This window comes from Pseudomonas sp. MLB6B, assembly GCF_054508135.1.
The window spans coordinates 2,044,382-2,058,934 of sequence record NZ_CP199313.1 but is presented as its reverse complement, the minus strand read 5'-3'; the positions used below and the strand labels follow the sequence as shown (position 1 = coordinate 2,058,934).

Below are 14,553 nucleotides of genomic sequence, written 5' to 3'. Positions count from 1 at the left end.
TCATTGCAGGAAAGCCTGCAAACGCTCATGGGGCAAATCATGCAGGTCGAGCGGCAGATGCCGCTTGCCGCTCAGGTAATGCAGGCTGAAGACATCCAGGTAGGCGTCGAGCGCTTGCGACGCCCGGGTGTCGCCGGCTAACTCCAGGCACATGGCGGCGACTTCCGCCGTGCAGAAGTGATCGTCACGTTTGGAGCGCCGCAGACGGTAGCGCGACATCTGTTCGGCTTCCAGGCTCAAGACCGGGAAACGGTCCAGGTAAGGGCTTTTACGAAACATCTTGCGCGCTTCGGTCCAGGTGGCATCGAGCAGGATGAACAGCGGGCGCTTGCCGGCCACTGGCGCCACCTCATGGACCACGCGGTCGCTGGCGACGAACTCACCTGGGAACACAATGTAAGGCTGCCACTGCGGATGCTCCAGCAACGCCAGCAAGCCGCCATCGACCTCGGTACGCTGCCAGCCGAACGCTTGAGTGTCTTCGATCAGGTCGGCGATCAGCCAACCGGTGTTGGTGGGCTTCAACGGCTCTGTGTCGTGCATGATCAGGCACATGCCCGAACCCGCCTGTACCTTGGGCTTCAATGCACACAGGCAATGGCTGGCGATCACTCGGCAGTCGGCGCAACGCACGGCGCGCGAGCCACGGGCGATGAAGGGTTTGTTGCTACGAGCCAGGCGCTCGGCGCGAAGGCGCGCGACGGCATGGCTCATGCCCGCTGGCCGGAATCAGAAGGGAAAACGTGCACGGTTGCGACTCGATGGAAGGCAGGGCCGGCAGTTTACCAGAGGCCACTCGTTTTGCCGTGCGGGCCGGGCCGTCCCCCCTCTATAATCAGCCCGTCCTACCCGCCAAGGCTGCATGGGCCGGTTCCATGCATCAGGGAACGCCGCCGATTGGTGCGGGTCCAACCGCCAGTTATCGAACCAGGAGAATTTCATGCTGCGCTTTATCGTCCCGACCCTGAGCCTGATGCTCGCCCTGCCCTTGGTGGCCCAGGCCGCTTCCAAGCAGGACTACGAGCTGAATCAAATGCTGCAGAAGGTCGCCAAGGAAAGCAGCGTCGGCACCCCTCGCGCCATCAACGAAGACATTCTCGACCAAGGCTACACCGTCGAAGGCAAGGCGCTGATCAACCACCTGAGCGTGCGTGAAGGCCAAGCGCGTGAAATGGCGGTGAACCCGGACAAGGTACGCGACCAACTCGGCGCCAGCGTCTGCAACAACGGCGGTTATCGCCAACTGATGGCACGCGGCGCGGTGATGGTCTATCGCTTCAGCGAATACAAGACCAATCGCCAGATCGGCGACCAGGCGTTCGACGCCGCCAGCTGCAGCATCAAGCTGAAGAAGGGCTGAAGCACAGCGTCTCAAGCGCCGCCCCCCAGGGCGGCGCGCATTGCGTAACGAATACACCCCTGCCCCGCTTAGCCACACGTTGTCCGAACGCCTCTCCACTGCTGCCCCCGATGCTGCTTGCAACGCCTGAGCAGTGCGGTAGGGCGTGCACGCTCGATGCACTTTGTGCCAAGGTCTCAAGATCCGTCGCGCATTCGCTGCACAAGGAGACGTTGAATGCCCTACCAGCCTAACGAGCATCTGTTCAGCCACTTCCAGGAAAACGGTATCGATGTGGACAACATCGATGCGCAACTGCAACTGGTCGCCCCCAACAGCGCGAACCTACCGCTGTACCGCGACATGCTCCTAACCGTGCTGCGCATGGCGCACGAGGACAGCGACCGTTGGAATGCCAAGATCACCTTGCAGACCTTGCGTGAACTGGAGCAGGCGTTCCGTACACTGCAGCGCTACAAAGGCCGACGCAAAGTCACGGTGTTCGGCTCGGCGCGTACGCCACTCGAGCATCCGTTATACGACTTGGCACGGCAACTGGGCGCCGCTTTGGCGGCAGCGGACCTGATGGTCATCACTGGCGCAGGCGGCGGCATCATGGCGGCGGCCCATGAAGGCGCCGGTAGCGACCACAGTCTGGGCTTCAACATCACCCTGCCCTTCGAGCAGCATGCCAACGCCACGGTGGATGGCACGGATAAGCTGCTGCCCTTCCACTTCTTCTTTATCCGCAAGCTGTTTTTCGTCAAGGAGGCGGACGCGCTGGTACTCTGCCCAGGCGGCTTCGGCACCCTCGACGAAGCGTTGGAGGTGCTGACCTTGATCCAGACCGGAAAAAGCCCGCTGGTGCCGGTGGTACTGCTGGACTCGCCAGGTGGCACGTTCTGGCGGGACTGCCTGGACTTCCTCAGTAAGCAGCTCAAAGACAACCGCTACATCCTGCCCAACGACCTCAACCTGATGAAACTGGTCGCTCGGCCCGAGGACGCGGTGGACGAGATCGAGCGCTTCTATGCCAATTACCACTCCAGCCGCTGGCTGGATCGGGATTTCATGATCCGCATGCGCCATCCCTTGAGCGAAACGGCGCTCAACGAACTGGAAGAAGCATTCGTGGATTTGAGTGCCGGGGGCGGTTATCGCCAAGCACCCGATGGCCCTGTCGGTCGCGAAAGCGAGGACTACGGTCATTTGACGCGCCTGACGTTTGCCTTTCCCGGCCGCGACCAGGGACGCCTTCGCGCGCTGATCGATTTCATCAACCGTGCGGAGAATTGGGCGCAGCCGGCCGAAGCCTAGACCCAACGAAAAAATAAAGGGATTTGAAGCTGACTGGACTTCAGTCGTCGAGATCACGGCCGCTGAGCAAGCGGCCGATCATTTCCATGGAGAAACCGCGGTAGGCCAGAAAGCGCGTCTGCCGGGCGCGCGTATGCGGGTCTTCAGGGCGAAGCCCATCGAACTTGCGCTGCCAGACGTCTCGCAGCTTCTCGGCCCAACTGACTCCGCTTTCGCGCAGCGCTTGGTCGATGTCGCCGCGATCCAGACCACGTTGCCCCAGTTCCTCACGTATCCGCGCCGGGCCGTAACCCGAGTTGGAACGGTAACGAATGAAGCTTTCCAGATAACGCGCCTCGCTAAGCAGGCCTTCCTCGGCGAGCCGATCGAGCGCGGGCTCGATCAGTTCATCGGAAGCGCCTCGCTGACGTAGCTTTCGCGTCAGCTCCACACGCCCATGCTCGCGGCGTGCGAGCAGGTCCATGGCGGTCCGCCGTACGGCGACAGGGGTGTCAAGTACGACGGACATGGCGCAGGTCAGGCGTCTGCGTCGGCGTCAACATCGGCAACGTCGCCGGCTTTTGCGCTAGCGTCGGCTTTCGCTGCGGCAGCCGCTGCGGCATCGAGGTTGAGCAGCTTGTCGCGAATCAGCTTCTCGATCTCTGCGCCCACCGCCGGGTTTTCTGCCAGGTACTTGGCCGAGTTGGCCTTACCCTGACCGATCTTGTTGCCTTGGTAGCTATACCAGGCACCGGACTTCTCGACGAAGCCATGGGCAACGCCCAGGTCGATGATTTCGCCATTGCGGTAGATGCCCTTGCCGTACAGGATCTGGAATTCAGCCTGACGGAACGGTGGCGACACCTTGTTCTTGACGATCTTGACGCGGGTTTCGCTGCCCACCACTTCGTCGCCCTCTTTCACCGCGCCGGTACGGCGGATGTCCAGACGCACGGAGGCGTAGAACTTCAGCGCGTTACCGCCGGTGGTGGTTTCGGGGCTACCGAACATCACACCGATCTTCATACGGATCTGGTTGATGAAGATCACCAGGCAGTTGGCGTTCTTGATGTTACCGGTGATCTTGCGCAGCGCCTGGGACATCAGACGCGCCTGCAGGCCGACGTGCATGTCGCCCATTTCGCCTTCGATCTCGGCCTTGGGCACCAGAGCCGCCACGGAGTCGACGATGATGACGTCGACCGCGTTGGAGCGCACCAGCATGTCGGTGATTTCCAGAGCCTGCTCACCGGTATCGGGCTGCGACACCAGCAGGTCGTCGACGTTGACGCCCAGCTTGCCGGCGTATTCCGGGTCGAGGGCGTGCTCGGCGTCGACGAAGGCGCAGGTGGCACCGGCCTTCTGCGCTTCGGCGATGACCGACAGCGTAAGGGTGGTTTTACCCGAAGATTCCGGGCCGTAGATTTCGACGATACGGCCCTTTGGCAGACCGCCGATGCCCAGCGCGATGTCCAGGCCCAGGGAGCCGGTGGAGATGGCCGGAATGCGTTGACGCTCATGGTCGCCCATGCGCATCACGGCACCTTTACCGAATTGCCGCTCGATTTGCCCCAGGGCCGCAGCCAAGGCGCGCTTCTTGTTGTCGTCCATTGATATCCTCACGTGATCGACAGGCCCTGACGGCCATGTACTGTATAAGTAGCCAGTATTATTCCACAGGGAAGCGTTTCCGCAAACCCCCTGTGTTCGATTTACTCAACGCCAAGCTGTAACAAACCTTCCAGGGCCCGCTGCACCGTTTGCCGGCGCACCGCCTCCCGGTCGCCAGCGAACAGATGGCGTTCGCTGCGCACGTGCGGGCCATCGGCCCAGGCCAGCCATACCGTGCCTACGGGCTTTTCGGCAGAGCCGCCACCGGGCCCGGCCACGCCGCTCACCGCCACCGCGAAACGCGCACCGCTGGCGGCCTGGGCACCTCGTGCCATGGCTTCGACCACAGCCTGGCTGACCGCTCCCACCTGCTCGAACAATGCCGCCGGCACGTTCAACTGTCGGGTTTTCTGCACATTGGAATAGGTGACGAAGCCGGCCTCGAACCAGGCCGAGCTGCCAGCGATGCGGGTGATCGCTTCGGCGATGCCACCGCCTGTACAGGATTCGGCCGTAGCGACCTGTGCGCGAAGCCTTTGCAAATGTTCACCGAGGCGCTCGCCCAGCTGTGTGAGTGGGTCCATGATCAGGTTCCTTGGAAGGGTCGGATTACCCTAGCACTCTCCGCACAACAGACAATCGCGAGACACGCTTGGTTGCACCTCCGGGCTCCGAAGATCGCGAGGCGATTCCTGCAACTTGGCCGAAAAGCCTGTAACATTCGCGCTTTTCAAAATCGCCCATCGAATCACCGCTGTAAGGCCCCGTAATGTCCGACCTCGCCGCACACACCCCGATGATGCAACAGTACTGGAAGCTGAAAAATCAGCATCCGGACCAGTTGATGTTCTACCGCATGGGCGATTTCTACGAGATCTTCTACGAAGACGCGAAGAAGGCGGCCAAGCTGCTGGACATCACGCTGACCGCGCGCGGTCAGTCGGCGGGGCAGTCGATTCCCATGTGCGGTATCCCGTTCCATGCCGCCGAAGGCTACCTGGCCAAGCTGGTCAAACTCGGCGAATCGGTGGTGATCTGCGAGCAGATCGGCGACCCGGCCACCAGCAAGGGCCCGGTCGAGCGCCAGGTGGTGCGCATCATCACCCCCGGCACGGTGAGCGACGAAGCACTGCTGGACGAGCGCCGCGACAACCTGATCGCCGCCCTGCTGGGCGACGAACGCCTGTTCGGCCTGGCGGTGCTCGACATCACCAGCGGCAGTTTCATGGTCCAGGAGATCAAGGGCTGGGAAAACCTGCTCGCCGAGCTGGAGCGTATCAACCCCGTCGAGCTGCTGTTCCCGGACGACTGGCCGACCGGCCTGCCCGCCGAGAAGCGCCGCGGCGCTCGCCGCCGCGCGCCCTGGGATTTCGACCGGGATTCTGCGCGTAAAAGCCTGTGCCAGCAGTTCGCGACCAAGGACCTCAAGGGCTTCGGCTGCGACAAGCTGACTCTGGCCATCGGCGCCGCCGGCTGCCTGCTGACCTACGCCAAGGAAACCCAGCGCACCGCCCTGCCGCACCTGCGCAGCCTGCGCCACGAGCGGTTGGACGACACGGTGATCCTCGATGGCGCCAGCCGTCGCAACCTGGAGCTGGACGTCAACCTGGCCGGCGGGCGCGACAACACCCTGCAATCGGTCATAGACCGTTGCCAGACCGCCATGGCCAGCCGCTTGCTGGCACGCTGGCTGAACCGCCCGCTGCGCGACCTGAAAGTGCTCAAGGCCCGTCAGGACTCCATCCGTTGCTTGCTCGACGGCTTCCGCTTCGAAAAGCTGCAACCGCAGCTCAAGGACATCGGCGACATCGAGCGGATTCTGGCGCGTATCGGCCTGCGCAACGCCCGCCCCCGTGACCTGGCGCGCCTGCGCGATGCCCTTGGCGCCCTGCCGGAACTGCAGAACGCCCTCTCGGAACTGGAAGCCCCGCACCTGGCACGTCTGGCCGCCATCGCCGGCACCTATCCGGAGCTGGCCAGCCTGCTGGAGCGGGCCATCATCGACACACCGCCCGCAGTGATCCGCGACGGCGGGGTGTTGAAGACCGGTTACGACGCCGAACTCGACGAATTGCTGGCCATCAGCGAAAACGCCGGCCAGTTCCTCATCGACCTCGAAGCCCGGGAAAAGGCCCGCACCGGCCTTGCCAACCTCAAGGTGGGCTACAACCGGGTACACGGCTACTTCATCGAGTTGCCGAGCAAGCAGGCCGAACAGGCGCCCGGCGACTATATCCGGCGCCAGACCCTCAAAGGCGCCGAACGCTTCATCACCCCCGAACTGAAAGCGTTCGAAGACAAGGCGCTGTCGGCCAAAAGCCGCGCCCTGGCCCGGGAAAAACTGCTTTACGACGCGCTACTCGAAACGCTCATCGAACACTTGGCGCCGCTGCAGGACAGCGCCGCGGCCCTGGCCGAAGTCGACGTACTGAGCAACCTGGCCGAGCGTGCCCTGACCCTCGACCTGAACTGCCCCAACTTCGTCGAGACGCCCTGCCTGCGCATCGCCCAGGGGCGCCACCCGGTGGTCGAGCAAGTACTGACCACACCGTTCGTGGCCAACGATCTGGCGCTGGACGACGACACGCGCATGCTCATCATCACCGGCCCCAACATGGGCGGTAAGTCGACCTACATGCGGCAAACGGCGCTGATCGTGCTGATGGCGCACATCGGCAGCTTCGTGCCCGCCGTGAGCTGCGAGCTGTCGCTGGTCGACCGGATCTTCACCCGAATCGGCTCCAGCGACGACTTGGCCGGCGGCCGCTCGACCTTCATGGTGGAGATGAGCGAAACGGCCAACATCCTGCACAACGCCACCGACCGCAGCCTGGTGCTGATGGACGAAGTGGGCCGCGGTACCAGTACGTTCGATGGTTTGTCGCTGGCGTGGGCCGCGGCCGAACGTTTGGCGCAACTGCGTGCCTACACACTGTTCGCCACCCACTACTTCGAGCTGACGGTGCTGCCCGACAGCGAACCGCTGGTCGCCAACGTTCACCTCAATGCCACCGAGCACAACGATCGGATCGTCTTCCTGCACCACGTATTGCCAGGACCCGCCAGTCAGAGCTACGGCCTGGCCGTGGCGCAGTTGGCAGGCGTACCTTCGCCGGTCATCCTGCGCGCACGGGAACACTTGGGCAGGCTGGAAACCAACAGCCTGCCGCCACAACCCCTGGTCGCGTCGTCGCCCACCCAGCCACAAGCCCCGCACCAGAGCGATCTGTTCGCGAGCTTGCCGCACCCGGCCATCGAGAAGCTGGGCAAGCTGGACCTGGACAACACGACGCCGCGCCAAGCTATCGAAATGCTATATCAACTAAAAAACCTGTTATAACGCCACGACGCGCAAGCTGGTAGAATCCGCCGCGGTTTGCGAGTGCTGCAGGTTATTAGCCTGGCCTGCAGCCCCATTCGTAAGCCGTGCAGCCCTGGAAGGATGGGCATGCTGCCGTCGCCTGAGGAGAGAATTAGAAATGACCTTCGTCGTCACCGACAACTGCATCAAGTGCAAGTACACCGACTGCGTCGAAGTCTGTCCGGTGGACTGCTTCTACGAAGGCCCGAACTTCCTGGTCATTCACCCCGACGAGTGCATCGACTGCGCCCTGTGCGAACCTGAATGCCCGGCTCAAGCCATTTTCTCGGAAGACGAAATTCCATCCGGCATGGAAAACTTCATCGAGCTGAACGCGGAACTGGCGGAAATCTGGCCGAACATCACCGAGAAGAAAGACGCACTGCCGGACGCCGCCGAGTTCGATGGCACCCCTGGCAAGATCGCCGACTTGCAGCGCTGAACTTCTTCACGCGCATACGGAAAAGGCCCTATAAGGGCCTTTTCCAGTTTTCAGCGGACAAAAAAAGGGGCGGTTTGACCCGCCCACATTTTCTCCATTTGTCCCTGCTCTCCTGCACATCATCCTGATGAATCGCCTCTTGCGATGTCCTTGGCCTTCGTCCGTGAGGGCCTGTGCCTGTCCGTCGGCACAGTTGAATAGTACCGTTTCCCTGGGAGAGAACAACGGCCTCGGTTTACGAAACACTACGGCCGAAACACTTTCACAAACCTACAAACACCAACGAATTCAGGTGCTTAGGAAATCCCAACGGCACTATTAGATAAGTAATTACCCTTTCCTACAGCGTTTACCTACAGCTTGAGTGCGAAAACACTTACATGCGATGACGCACCGATGAAATTTGCCACATTTTCTCCTGGCGAAAAAAAGCCCCGAAGAGGTCGGGGCTTGGGGCGCTACAGGCGTATCACTGGAATAGCGATTCGCTGGAAAGGCCGTTCTTCTCGAGAATTTCGCGAAGACGTTTGAGCCCTTCGACCTGAATCTGCCGCACCCGCTCGCGGGTCAGACCGATTTCCAGACCGACATCTTCCAACGTGCTGCTTTCGTGGCCACGCAAGCCAAAGCGGCGGATGACCACCTCACGCTGCTTCTCGGTCAGCTCCCCCAGCCATTGGTCGATGCTGCGCGACAGATCGTCGTCTTGCAGCAGGTCGCAGGGGTCGGTCGGCCGGTCGTCGGTCAGGGTATCGAGCAGGGTCTTGTCGGAGTCCGGGCCCAACGACACGTCCACCGAAGATACTCGCTCGTTGAGTCCAAGCATGCGCTTGACCTCGGCCACTGGCTTCTCCAGCAGGGCGGCGATTTCTTCCGCCGAAGGCTCGTGGTCGAGCTTCTGGGTCAACTCACGCGCAGCGCGCAGGTAGACGTTCAGCTCTTTAACCACGTGGATAGGCAGGCGAATGGTACGGGTCTGGTTCATGATGGCCCGCTCGATGGTCTGGCGAATCCACCACGTGGCGTAGGTGGAGAAGCGGAAACCGCGCTCGGGATCGAACTTCTCGACCGCGCGGATCAGCCCCAGGTTGCCCTCTTCGATCAGGTCGAGCAGTGACAGGCCACGGTTCACATAGCGCCGTGCGATCTTCACCACCAGGCGAAGGTTGCTTTCGATCATGCGCTTGCGTCCGGCCGGGTCGCCTTTTTGCGACAGGCGCGCGTAGTGCACTTCCTCTTCAGGAGAGAGCAGCGGCGAAAACCCGATTTCGTTCAGATAAAGCTGGGTGGCGTCGAGCGCCCGACTGTAATCGATGTACTTGTGTTGCTTGAGCGAAGCGCTAGGCTTCGACTTGGTCCGAACCGGAGATACAGCAGGTTCGTCTGACACCACATCCGTTTGCAAAACGATGCCGGTCTCCATGAGGAGTACGTCATCGTCGATGTCAAACTTCGGCACTTCATGCGTGAGAGCCATTGTTATAGTCCCTTTGCTGAGTTCGAACTCAGACTCTAGCGACACCTACTTCCTTGGCATCGCTGGAGCCTGCCCCCTTAATGAGAAGGAACAGGCCGGGTATCACAAATCAACGGCGTGGCAGGAACTGTAGCGGATCTACGGGTTTACCCTGACGGCGGATTTCAAAGTGCAACTTTACTCGATCAGTGCCCGTGGACCCCATTTCAGCAATCGTCTGCCCTGCCTTGACTTGCTGCCCTTCCCGAACCAAAAGCCTGCGGTTATGGCCATAAGCGCTGACGTATGTATCGTTGTGCTTGATGATGATCAGTTCGCCGTAGCCCCTCAGACCACTACCGGCATACACCACTGAACCATTGGACGCAGCGAAAACAGGCTGTCCCAAATCCCCAGCGATATCAATGCCTTTATTCAAACTACCGTTTGAAGCGAATTTGCCGATCACCACCCCGTTGGCGGGCCACATCCAGCCCCCTGCCGTGCGCTCTGAAGCAGGGACTTGAGTGACTGTGGTGGTGGTGCTGGAAGATGGCGTGGATACGGTCTTGGTCATCACCGGCGTAGGGGCGACAGTGCCTGCTGGACGCCGCGTGACGGTGGTCTTGGACGAAGGGCTGGACACCACCCGGGTGCCGCCCGACCCGCTATTGAAGCGGATGGCTTGCCCTGGCCGGATGGTATAGGGCGGGGAGATACCGTTGCGCGCGGCCAGCTCCTTGTAGTCCCAACCGTAGCGGAAGGCGATGGAAAACAGCGTATCGCCCGGCTTGACTACATATTGTCCGGATGTGACTGGCGTGCGTTTGGCAGCTGCCGCATTGCGGTCCACTACACTCGCGCTGTTGGAGCCGCTGCTCGAACAGCCGGCAAGTAACGTCCCCATGGCCAGCGCAATCACCAGAAGTTTGAATCCCGCTCGTTCCTTGCGCTGCCGCATGACTGTGTGAACCACCCGCCGCTCCCCTCATGCTGCCGAAATGAATGTGCCGTGGGCATAAATTGCCCTTCTGTTTATACCCATGTGCCCGTTTCGGGCGATCGATCATGGGGCGCCTTTGACTGCAGTCTGGCAGGCACACGCCAGATAGACACAACGACCCGGCGAGAATTCGCCGCCGGTGGAAATTTTCCCGCGTCGTGCTCAGTTCACCGATCCGTTCAACAACGGCACGAAACGCACCGGGCCGAGCAGCGTACGGGAGAAGCCATGCTCTTCGCGTACGATCAGCATCAATTGCTGGACGTCGCCTGCCGAGCCTACCGGAATCACCAGACGACCACCCGGCGCCAGTTGATCGAGCAGCGCCTGCGGCACCTGCGCCGCCACCGCCGTCACGATGATGCCATTGTACGGTGCCAAGGCCGGCCAACCCTCGCAGCCATCGCCCCAGCGAAACACCACGTTGCGCAGGTTGAGTTCGGTCAGGCGTTCCTTGGCACGATCTTGCAAGCTCTTGATGCGCTCCACGGAAAACACCCGCTCCACCAGCTGCGCCAGGATCGCGGTCTGATAGCCCGAGCCGGTACCGATCTCCATCACTTTGTCCAGCGGCCCCGCCTGCAGCAGCACCTCGCTCATGTGCGCAACGATGTAAGGCTGCGAGATGGTCTGGTTGTTGCCGATGGGCAGCGCCGTGTCTTCATAGGCACGGTGCGCCAGGGCCTCGTCGACGAACAGGTGGCGCGGCGTACCGCGGATCACTTCGAGCACCTTGGGGTTGCTGATGCCCTCTTCGCTCAGGCGCTGGATCAGGCGTTCGCGGGTGCGCTGCGAAGTCATGCCGATGCCTCGGCGCATCAAATCGTCCTGCTCGCGCATCAGAGCACGCCCTCCAACCAACCATCCAACTGCTCGAAGGCTTCGTTGAAGGTACGGTCCAGGCGCAGCGGGGTGATCGATACGTAGCCCTGCATCACTGCGTGGAAATCGGTGCCGAGGCCGCCATCTTCGGCATCGCCCACTGCGGCGATCCAATAGCCTTCCTTGCCGCGAGGGTTGACCACCTTGGTCGGCACTGCGGCGCGGGCGCGGTGGCCCAGGCGGGTCAGGCGGATGCCGCGGATGTGCGCCAGCGGCAGGTTGGGAATGTTGACGTTGAGCACCGTGCGTGGCGGCAGGCTCAGGCGCGCCTGCGCCTCGACCAGGCGCCGGGCGACGTGGGCTGCGGTAGGCAGGTTGTCGGGCAGCCGCGAGAGCAATGAAAACGCCAGCGACGTACCACCCAGGAAACGCCCCTCGAAAGCCGCGGCCACCGTGCCCGAATAGAGCACGTCATCACCCAGGTTGGCGCCCAGGTTGATGCCCGAAACGACCATGTCGGGCGTTTCGGCGAGCATGCCGTTGATGCCCAGGTGTACGCAGTCGGTGGGCGTACCGTTGACGCTGATGAAGCCGTTGCCCAGCCGCTGCGGATGCAGAGGCCGGTCGAGGGTCAGCGAGCTGCCAGCGCCGCTCTTGTCTTGCTCAGGGGCGATGACCGAGCACTCGGCATAGTCCGCCAGCGCGGCGTGCAGCGCCGCGAGACCGGGTGCCGTTACACCGTCATCGTTCGAAATCAGAATACGCATGGGCTGTCCGTCTGCCCTGCCGGCGCCAGATCAACGAGTTCGCGAACCACCACGGTGGCGAAGCATCCGGCCGGCAGGACGAATTCCATTTGCAGGGTATCAGGCTCGGGATAATGCCACGTCAGGCGCCCGATAGGGAGTCGCAGAATGCGCCGTTCGTGTTCCATGCCCGCACGCGCCAGCCACTGGCAGAGCGCCTGGTGCTGCGCGCCGACGGCGTTTTCCAGTTCGCCCGGCGCACCGCTTGCGGGAGATGGGCCCTCCCCCCACAGCGCACCGGTGGGGTGCAGGTCGAGGATGGCCAAGCGCGGATCGCTGCACTCGGCCTCGCTGGCGGCGAAAAAGCTGCGGCTGTCGGTGAACGCCAGCAAGTCGCCGACCTGCGCGCGCTGCCAGGTGCCGTCGGCCACGCGCGCGGCCAATACCTGGTTGAACAGGTAGCTGCGGCCCGCCGACAGCAGCCGCGAACGAACATTGCGCTGCTCGGGCAAGGCCTGGCGCTGCGCCCAGTCGAGCGCGTCATGCACGTTGCCGCCGTCGAAGCCGAAGCGCTGCGCGCCGAAATAGTTCGGCACACCCTCGGCCTTGAGCCGCTCCAGGCGCGCATCGAGCGCCGAGCGATCGGCGCTCAGTTGGGTCAGGCGCAGGGTGAACCCGTTGGCGGCATGGGCGCCGCGTTGCAGCTTACGCTGGTGACGAGTGCGCTCGAGAATGCGCAAGGTCGAGTCCTCGGCACGCGACAGGTCGGGGTCGGCCTTGCCCGGCAGGTGCAGGCTGAACCATTGGCGGGTTAGCGCCTGGCGATCCTTGAGCCCGGCATAGCTGATCGCGCGTAGCGGCACACCTGCGGCCCGGGCCAGGCGTCGGGCTGCCTCCTCGGTGTTGAGGTCGCGCTTTTCCACCCACAGCCAGAGGTGTTCGCCCTGTCCCGAAAGCGGAATGTCGAGCACTTCGTCGACCTGGAAGTCTTCGGCCACTGCCTTGAGCACGGCGCTGCCCAAAGCGGCGCCCGATGCGCGGGGGCCGAGCAGTCGCTGTTCGTTCATGCCGACAGCAACAAGGCGACCGCGTGAACCGCGATGCCCTCCTCGCGCCCGGTGAAACCGAGCTTTTCGGTGGTGGTGGCCTTGACGTTGACCTGGTCGAGCTCGACCTGCAGGTCCTGGGCGATGCATTCGCGCATGTGCTGGATGTGCGGCGCCATCTTCGGCGCCTGGGCGACGATGGTGGCGTCGACGTTGCCGACCTTCCAGCCCTTGGCCCGGACGATGCCGACTACGTGGCGCAACAGCACGCGGCTGTCGGCGCCCTTGAACTGCGGGTCGGTGTCCGGGAAATGCTTGCCGATATCGCCCAGGGCCGCGGCGCCGAGCAGCGCATCGCTCAAGGCATGCAATACCACGTCGCCGTCGGAGTGGGCCAGCAGGCCGCGGGTGTGGGCGATGCGCACCCCACCCAGGGTGATGAAATCGCCATCGGTGAAACGGTGCACATCGTAGCCATGGCCAATACGCATAGAAAAACGCCCCGAAAAAAATCAGGGCGTGATTCTACCCGCTTTACGGCGGGGGTGGGCGACGGCCCGCGCGCAACCTCAGACGCGGCCCAAGGCCACGGCGTGATGGCGCAAATGCTCGTCGATGAAGCTTGCGATGAAGAAGTAGCTGTGGTCGTAACCCGGTTGCAGACGCAGGGTCAGCGCATGCCCCCCTTTACGCGCGGCCTGCTCCAGCGCGTGCGGTTTCAATTGGTTGTCGAGGAAATCGTCGCGATCGCCCTGATCGACCAGCAACGGCGGGCACTGCCCCGCCGGGGTGGACGCGAGCAGCACGCTGGCATCCCACTCGCGCCAGCGCGCACGGTCTTCGCCCAGATAACGCGACAGCGCTTTTTCGCCCCACGGGCAATCCATGGGATTGCTGATCGGCGAGAAGGCCGACACCGACCGGTAGCGCCCAGGGTTGCGCAGGGCACAGACCAGCGCACCGTGCCCGCCCATGGAATGGCCGCTGATGCTGCGCTGCTCGGAAGCGGGGAAATGCGCCTCGATCAACGCCGGCAGTTCGTCCACCACGTAGTCGTGCATGCGGTAGTGCTGCGCCCAGGGTTGCTGGGTGGCGTTGACGTAGAAGCCGGCACCCTTGCCGAAGTCCCAGGCATTGTCCGGGTCGCCCGGTACCTGGTCGCCACGGGGGCTGGTGTCGGGCGCGACGATGATCAACCCCAGCTCGGCGGCCAGGCGCTGGGCGCCGGCCTTCTGCATGAAGTTCTCGTCGGTGCAGGTCAGGCCGCTCAGCCAGTACAGCACCGGCAGCTTTTCGCCCTGTTCGGCCTGTGGCGGCAAATACACGGCGAACACCATGTCGCAGCCCAGCACCTTGGAGCTGTGCCGGTAGCGCTTGTGCCAACCGCCGAAGCTTTTCTGACAGGAGATGTTTTCCAGGCTCATGGCCAAC

15 protein-coding genes are annotated in these 14,553 nt (G+C 62.7%); 4 read left to right on the top strand and 11 right to left on the bottom strand.

Annotated features, from left to right (window positions below):
* Positions 1-714: a tRNA-uridine aminocarboxypropyltransferase gene (locus tag ACSMEV_RS08970; RefSeq protein WP_459208086.1), complete on the bottom strand. Its 714-nt coding sequence runs from the start codon at positions 712-714 to the stop codon at positions 1-3.
* A 226-nt stretch (positions 715-940) separates the two neighbouring features.
* Between ACSMEV_RS08970 and ACSMEV_RS08965 the strand changes: the two genes are divergently transcribed.
* Both ACSMEV_RS08965 and ACSMEV_RS08960 read left to right on the top strand, forming a co-directional pair.
* Entirely contained in the window at positions 941-1,360 is a 420-nt protein-coding gene (locus ACSMEV_RS08965; protein ID WP_296264948.1) for a quorum-sensing-regulated virulence factor family protein, read from the top strand.
* A 216-nt stretch (positions 1,361-1,576) separates the two neighbouring features.
* A complete protein-coding gene (locus tag ACSMEV_RS08960; protein ID WP_459208085.1) occupies positions 1,577-2,656 on the top strand; it encodes an LOG family protein in 1,080 nt (359 codons plus the stop codon).
* A gap of 40 nt (positions 2,657-2,696) precedes the next feature.
* Here ACSMEV_RS08960 and recX read toward each other — a convergent pair whose 3' ends face one another.
* The 3 genes from recX to ACSMEV_RS08945 form a co-directional block, all read right to left on the bottom strand.
* The gene (gene recX / locus ACSMEV_RS08955) at positions 2,697-3,164 is read right to left on the bottom strand and encodes a recombination regulator RecX (RefSeq protein ID WP_314488604.1); all 468 of its coding nucleotides are present in this window, start codon (positions 3,162-3,164) and stop codon (positions 2,697-2,699) included.
* An 8-nt stretch (positions 3,165-3,172) separates the two neighbouring features.
* Positions 3,173-4,246 (bottom strand): recombinase RecA, encoded by a 1,074-nt coding sequence (gene recA / locus ACSMEV_RS08950; RefSeq protein WP_459208084.1) that lies wholly within the window; start codon positions 4,244-4,246, stop codon positions 3,173-3,175.
* Between the two features lie 101 nt (positions 4,247-4,347).
* A complete protein-coding gene (locus ACSMEV_RS08945) occupies positions 4,348-4,830 on the bottom strand; it encodes a CinA family protein (protein ID WP_459208083.1) in 483 nt (160 codons plus the stop codon).
* A gap of 185 nt (positions 4,831-5,015) precedes the next feature.
* Between ACSMEV_RS08945 and mutS the strand changes: the two genes are divergently transcribed.
* The gene (gene mutS / locus ACSMEV_RS08940; protein ID WP_459208082.1) at positions 5,016-7,586 is read left to right on the top strand and encodes a DNA mismatch repair protein MutS; all 2,571 of its coding nucleotides are present in this window, start codon (positions 5,016-5,018) and stop codon (positions 7,584-7,586) included.
* A 139-nt stretch (positions 7,587-7,725) separates the two neighbouring features.
* Positions 7,726-8,049, top strand: coding sequence for a ferredoxin FdxA (gene fdxA, locus ACSMEV_RS08935; RefSeq protein WP_296264941.1), 324 nt, complete (start codon positions 7,726-7,728; stop codon positions 8,047-8,049).
* Between the two features lie 469 nt (positions 8,050-8,518).
* On the opposite strand, the gene rpoS is transcribed toward fdxA, so the two are convergent.
* The 7 genes from rpoS to fghA all read right to left on the bottom strand — a co-directional run bounded on the left by rpoS (position 8,519) and on the right by fghA (position 14,546).
* Positions 8,519-9,526 (bottom strand): RNA polymerase sigma factor RpoS, encoded by a 1,008-nt coding sequence (gene rpoS / locus ACSMEV_RS08930; RefSeq protein WP_296264939.1) that lies wholly within the window; start codon positions 9,524-9,526, stop codon positions 8,519-8,521.
* 109 nt (positions 9,527-9,635) lie between these two features.
* On the bottom strand, positions 9,636-10,481 hold the full coding sequence (locus ACSMEV_RS08925) for a peptidoglycan DD-metalloendopeptidase family protein (RefSeq protein ID WP_459208081.1): 846 nt from the start codon (positions 10,479-10,481) through the stop codon (positions 9,636-9,638).
* 189 nt (positions 10,482-10,670) lie between these two features.
* Entirely contained in the window at positions 10,671-11,309 is a 639-nt protein-coding gene (locus ACSMEV_RS08920; protein ID WP_459208316.1) for a protein-L-isoaspartate(D-aspartate) O-methyltransferase, read from the bottom strand.
* Positions 11,310-11,347: 38 nt separating this feature from the next.
* A complete protein-coding gene (surE, locus tag ACSMEV_RS08915) occupies positions 11,348-12,097 on the bottom strand; it encodes a 5'/3'-nucleotidase SurE (protein WP_459208080.1) in 750 nt (249 codons plus the stop codon).
* The gene (truD, locus tag ACSMEV_RS08910) at positions 12,085-13,143 is read right to left on the bottom strand and encodes a tRNA pseudouridine(13) synthase TruD (RefSeq protein WP_459208079.1); all 1,059 of its coding nucleotides are present in this window, start codon (positions 13,141-13,143) and stop codon (positions 12,085-12,087) included. Before truD ends, surE begins: the two co-directional genes overlap by 13 nt.
* A complete protein-coding gene (ispF, locus tag ACSMEV_RS08905; protein WP_459208078.1) occupies positions 13,140-13,613 on the bottom strand; it encodes a 2-C-methyl-D-erythritol 2,4-cyclodiphosphate synthase in 474 nt (157 codons plus the stop codon). Before ispF ends, truD begins: the two co-directional genes overlap by 4 nt.
* Positions 13,614-13,691: 78 nt before the next feature.
* A complete protein-coding gene (gene fghA, locus ACSMEV_RS08900; protein ID WP_459208077.1) occupies positions 13,692-14,546 on the bottom strand; it encodes an S-formylglutathione hydrolase in 855 nt (284 codons plus the stop codon).
* Between the last annotated feature and the right edge of the window lie 7 nt (positions 14,547-14,553).

Coding starts and splice junctions, on each gene's coding strand:
- ispF (WP_459208078.1), bottom strand. CDS start 13,613: ATGCGTATTGGCCATGGCTACGATGTGCACCGTTTCACCGATGGCGAT.
- fghA (WP_459208077.1), bottom strand. CDS start 14,546: ATGAGCCTGGAAAACATCTCCTGTCAGAAAAGCTTCGGCGGTTGGCAC.
- recA (WP_459208084.1), bottom strand. CDS start 4,246: ATGGACGACAACAAGAAGCGCGCCTTGGCTGCGGCCCTGGGGCAAATC.
- truD (WP_459208079.1), bottom strand. CDS start 13,143: ATGAACGAACAGCGACTGCTCGGCCCCCGCGCATCGGGCGCCGCTTTG.
- fdxA (WP_296264941.1), top strand. CDS start 7,726: ATGACCTTCGTCGTCACCGACAACTGCATCAAGTGCAAGTACACCGAC.
- ACSMEV_RS08970 (WP_459208086.1), bottom strand. CDS start 714: ATGAGCCATGCCGTCGCGCGCCTTCGCGCCGAGCGCCTGGCTCGTAGC.
- ACSMEV_RS08960 (WP_459208085.1), top strand. CDS start 1,577: ATGCCCTACCAGCCTAACGAGCATCTGTTCAGCCACTTCCAGGAAAAC.
- surE (WP_459208080.1), bottom strand. CDS start 12,097: ATGCGTATTCTGATTTCGAACGATGACGGTGTAACGGCACCCGGTCTC.
- recX (WP_314488604.1), bottom strand. CDS start 3,164: ATGTCCGTCGTACTTGACACCCCTGTCGCCGTACGGCGGACCGCCATG.
- ACSMEV_RS08965 (WP_296264948.1), top strand. CDS start 941: ATGCTGCGCTTTATCGTCCCGACCCTGAGCCTGATGCTCGCCCTGCCC.
- mutS (WP_459208082.1), top strand. CDS start 5,016: ATGTCCGACCTCGCCGCACACACCCCGATGATGCAACAGTACTGGAAG.
- rpoS (WP_296264939.1), bottom strand. CDS start 9,526: ATGGCTCTCACGCATGAAGTGCCGAAGTTTGACATCGACGATGACGTA.
- ACSMEV_RS08920 (WP_459208316.1), bottom strand. CDS start 11,309: ATGACTTCGCAGCGCACCCGCGAACGCCTGATCCAGCGCCTGAGCGAA.
- ACSMEV_RS08945 (WP_459208083.1), bottom strand. CDS start 4,830: ATGGACCCACTCACACAGCTGGGCGAGCGCCTCGGTGAACATTTGCAA.